Annotated in this window: 4 protein-coding genes; all 4 read left to right on the top strand. The window is 57.5% G+C overall.

Annotated features, from left to right (window positions below):
- Window positions 1–1,151: ABC transporter substrate-binding protein (locus tag EN750_RS22215; RefSeq protein WP_145967834.1), on the top strand; the 1,151-nt coding region annotated here is incomplete at its 5' end.
- 367 nt (window positions 1,152–1,518) lie between these two features.
- Window positions 1,519–2,391, top strand: a complete 873-nt coding sequence (locus EN750_RS22210; protein ID WP_245466464.1) for an ABC transporter permease subunit — start codon at window positions 1,519–1,521, stop codon at window positions 2,389–2,391.
- A gap of 27 nt (window positions 2,392–2,418) precedes the next feature.
- Complete coding sequence (gene proX, locus EN750_RS22205; protein ID WP_126080623.1) at window positions 2,419–3,390, top strand: glycine betaine/L-proline ABC transporter substrate-binding protein ProX; 972 nt, start codon at window positions 2,419–2,421, stop codon at window positions 3,388–3,390.
- Window positions 3,391–3,476: 86 nt separating this feature from the next.
- The coding region (locus tag EN750_RS22200; protein WP_127397650.1) for an ATP-binding cassette domain-containing protein at window positions 3,477–3,989 on the top strand (513 nt) is incomplete at its 3' end.

The raw sequence follows: 3,989 nt of genomic DNA, 5'->3' as shown, positions 1-3,989 counted from the left end.
GTGTCGGGGGGCTTATCGATGCCAAGAACGGCAAGGCGAGAGATGGAGCGATCGTCAAGGTCGATGATTATACCGTCAAACTCGAGCTAAGCGACCCCGACATCGCCATAATCGCGAATTTCACCGACTATCCCGGGCTGATCGTCCACCCCAGTTTCGATGCCGGCGGCGCCGACCCAGTCACGAAGCCGATTGGGACGGGTCCATTTGAACTGGTATCCTACTTGGTCGGCAGCAAGGCTGAAGTCAAACGCCGGCAGGATGGCAAGTGGTGGGGCGGCGAGGCGTTGCTCGATGGCGTGCAGTTCGTCGATTATGGGACCGACTTCCAGGCGACGGTGGCTGCTTTCGAGTCCGGGGAGGTCGATCTCAATCTGGAGACTCCGGCTGACTTCATCGACATTCTGGACAAGATGGACCTGGTAAAATCGGAAGTCGCAACGGCAACGACGCTCGTGTGCCGCACCAACACCGCCCACAAACCATATGACGACAAGAAGGTCCGAAACGCGCTGCAGATGGCGGTCGATAACAACGCTGTCCTTCAACTCGGCTATGCAGGGCGGGGAACGGTCGGCGAAAACCATCACGTCAGCCCAATTCATCCGGAATATTATGCTCTGCCCAAAAAGAGCCGGAACGTAGAGGGCGCGAGGAAACTCATTGCTCAATCCGGACATACAGACTTCGAGCATGAGTTGATCTCGATCGACGAGGATTGGCAGAAAAACACCGGGGACGCCATCGCGGCCCAGCTGCGCGAGGCCGGTTTCAAGGTCAAACGTACTGTGCTTCCGGGTTCGACATTCTGGAATGACTGGTCAAAGTACCCATATTCGCTGACCGTCTGGTACATGCGCCCCCTCGGCGTTCAGGTTCTTGCATTGGCCTATCGCACTGGCGAAGCCTGGAATGAGACCGCTTATTCAAACCCCGAGTTTGACGCCAAGCTCAAGAAGGCCTTCTCCGTGAGTGACGCTGCCGAGCGCAAAGAGTTTATGAAGAACATCGAGGACGTGTTGCAGGACTCCGGAGTGATCATCCAGCCGTTCTGGCAAAGCCTCTTCGGTCACATGAACAAAAAGGTCCAGAACTACGTAATTCACCCGACGTTTCAAATGGATCTGCAGAACGTCTGGCTCGCCGCCTGAAGGCTCCAGTCGAGCACGCCGACTGGAGGGCAGGCCTGGTCCGGAGCGTGGTGTCCAGATGGACGTCGTCGGGTGAACAGGACGGTGAAGTCTGGACGATGGCACCATGAAGCAGGGAGAACTGCGCATCTGTCGGTAACGGTGCGACCTGCTCAGGAATAGAAGAGTAGCTCTACCTGCCGTAGGGCCTTGCGGAATCCGGAGCACCTATTGCACACAACTAACTTTAGCGCGACGCCGCGATATTCCCCTGGACCCTGGTGGCGTAGCAAGTTTTCGAGCGAGAAAGCTTCTGGAGAACAGCAACATGGGTAAGTGCGGAATACTAGATCCTTTTGAGTGCGGGGTAATCCCTCTCGCTGATTGGATGACTATCGGGCTGCGCTGGGTTGTTGATCACTACAGGCCGTTCTTTCAATCGGTCAAGGCGCCCTTCGACCTTCTACTGCAGTGGTTCGGCATAGCGCTCCATTCGGTTCCTCCGGTCGTGATGATCATCGTTGCGGGCCTGGCGGCTTGGCAGTTCGGCGGACGGAAGGTCGCCGGGGTTATCGTCGGCGCTCTCATCTTTATGGGTCTCATCGGCGTCTGGCAGGACGCCATGACGACGCTTTCAATTGTGCTGACTTCGCTCGTCGTAGCGGTGATGCTTGGCATTCCGCTCGGTATCTGGGCGGCGCGGAGCGAGCGAGTATTTGTGGTGATGCGTCCGATCCTTGACGGGATGCAGACCATTCCAGCGTTCGTCTACCTGGTTCCCATTGTGATGCTCTTCGGTATCGGCAACGTGCCGGGCGTGATCGTTACGGTAATTTTTGCGGTTGCGCCGCTGATCCGCCTTACGAACCTCGGCATACGGCAGGTACCGGAAGAGGTGATCGAAGCCATGCGCGCCTTCGGCGCTACGGAGCGTCAGCTTCTGTGGAAGGCTCAGCTGCCGCTTGCGCTACCCACCGTCATGGCCGGCATCAACCAGACGCTGATGATGTCGCTATCGATGGTGGTCATCGGTTCGATGATCGCTGTTGGTGGACTGGGCCAGACGGTGCTGCGCGGCATAGGCCGTCTTGATGTGGGTTTGGCGACAGTCGGGGGCCTGGGCATCGTCGCGCTGGCCATCGTGCTGGATCGCTTCACGCATTCGCTGTCGACACAGAAGCGAAGGCCGGGCGAGCTCTGGCATCAAGGTCCGGTGGGACTTTTCAGGGCCGTCACCTTAACAACTAGTCACAGAAGCTGAGCAATTTGCTCACACAGGGAGGAAACGATGAAGATAAAATGTGTGGCGCTGGCCATGGCCGTGATGGCTGGCTATGCGGTGCCGGCAATGGCAGATCAGGTCATGCCGGCCTGGAGCGGAGCGACAGAAGAGCTGTTCCAGACATTTGTCGTGGATGAGGGTCTCAAGGAGCTCGGCTATAACATAGCTGACCTGACCCAGGTTCAAGTTCAGCTGGCGCATACCGCTGTAGCTAACGGCGATCTCACCTTTTATGCGGTGCACTGGGTTCCGCTTCACGACACTTTCTGGAAAGCATCAGGCGGCGATGAAAAGCTGATGAGCGTCGGCACCCTAATCAAGAACAGCCTGCAGGGCTATCTGATCGATAAGAAAACGGCCGACGCCACTGGCATCAAGTATCTTGAGGACCTCAAGGATCCCGAGAAGGCCAAGCTTTTCGACATCGACGGGAATGGAAAGGCAGACCTCTACGGTTGCGAACCGGGGTGGGGCTGCGAACGCGTGATCGAGCATCAGCTCGACGCCTATGGCCTGCGTGATACCGTCGAGGAAAAGCAAGGCGGCTATTTCGCCATCATTCCTGACGCGATCGAACGCATCAAGGCTGGCAAGCCGACACTGTACTACACTTGGACGCCGCTGTGGGTATCTGCCATTCTCCGCCCAGGCAAGGAGGTTGTCTGGCTCAACGTCAAGAACACCTCTCTTCCTGACGCGGAGACCGGCAACACAGTTGTTGAAGGCCTCGGGAATCTTGGCTTCGCCGTGAACGACCAGAAGATCATCGCCAATACGACTTGGCTGAAAGCCAACCCGAAAGCCAAGAAATTCTTTGAGCTCGTGCAGATCCCGATTGCGGACGTCAACGCGGAAAATCAAAAGGTTGCCAATGGTGAAAAGAGCAACGAGCAGATCATGAAACACGCAACCGACTGGATCGCCGCTCACCACGCTGATTGGGAAAAGTGGATCGCTGAAGCCAAGGCCGCCAAGTGAGGCTCTGAGGTTTAAATCGGCCGGCGGCATCCGCCGGCCGATTACGGTCTGAAGATAGGCACAACACACTATCGAGAGTTCCGCACATGACTATACCCGCCATCGTCTGTTCCGGCTTGTGGAAAATTTTCGGGACGCGCAAAGGGAAAGCCCTCGCGGCGGCCCGCGATCGCGGGTTCAGCAAGAGGCAAGTCCTTGAAGAATTCGATTGCGTTCTGGGTGTGGCCGATGTGTCCTTCTCGGTCGAGCCCGGCGAGATCTTTTGCATCATGGGGCTGTCCGGCTCAGGGAAATCGACGCTTGTCCGCCATCTCAATCGGCTGATCGAACCAACCGCAGGCGAGGTTCGGATCGGCGGAAATGCCATCAACAAACTTTCGCCGTCTGAACTCCGGACCCTTCGCTCAGAGACGGTCGGCATGGTCTTCCAGCACATGGCGCTGCTGCCGCACCGCACCGTCTACGACAATGTTTCCCTCAGTCTCGAACTCCGAGGCAAATCACGCAAGGAGTGCCGCCGCGTGGCGGAAGAAAACCTCAAGCTCGTTGACTTGAGCGGTTGGGGCGAGCGTTACCCGGACGAGCTCTCGGGCGGGATG

The sequence above is a fragment of the Mesorhizobium sp. M7A.F.Ca.ET.027.03.2.1 genome (assembly GCF_003999175.1).
Classification (GTDB): domain Bacteria; phylum Pseudomonadota; class Alphaproteobacteria; order Rhizobiales; family Rhizobiaceae; genus Mesorhizobium.
This window is presented reverse-complemented; position numbering and strand designations above follow the sequence as displayed.

What these genes read in the sequence shown, in the direction of transcription:
- EN750_RS22210 (WP_245466464.1), top strand. Translation starts at nt 1,519, where the DNA reads ATGACTATCGGGCTGCGCTGGGTTGTTGATCACTACAGGCCGTTCTTT.
- proX (WP_126080623.1), top strand. Translation starts at nt 2,419, where the DNA reads ATGAAGATAAAATGTGTGGCGCTGGCCATGGCCGTGATGGCTGGCTAT.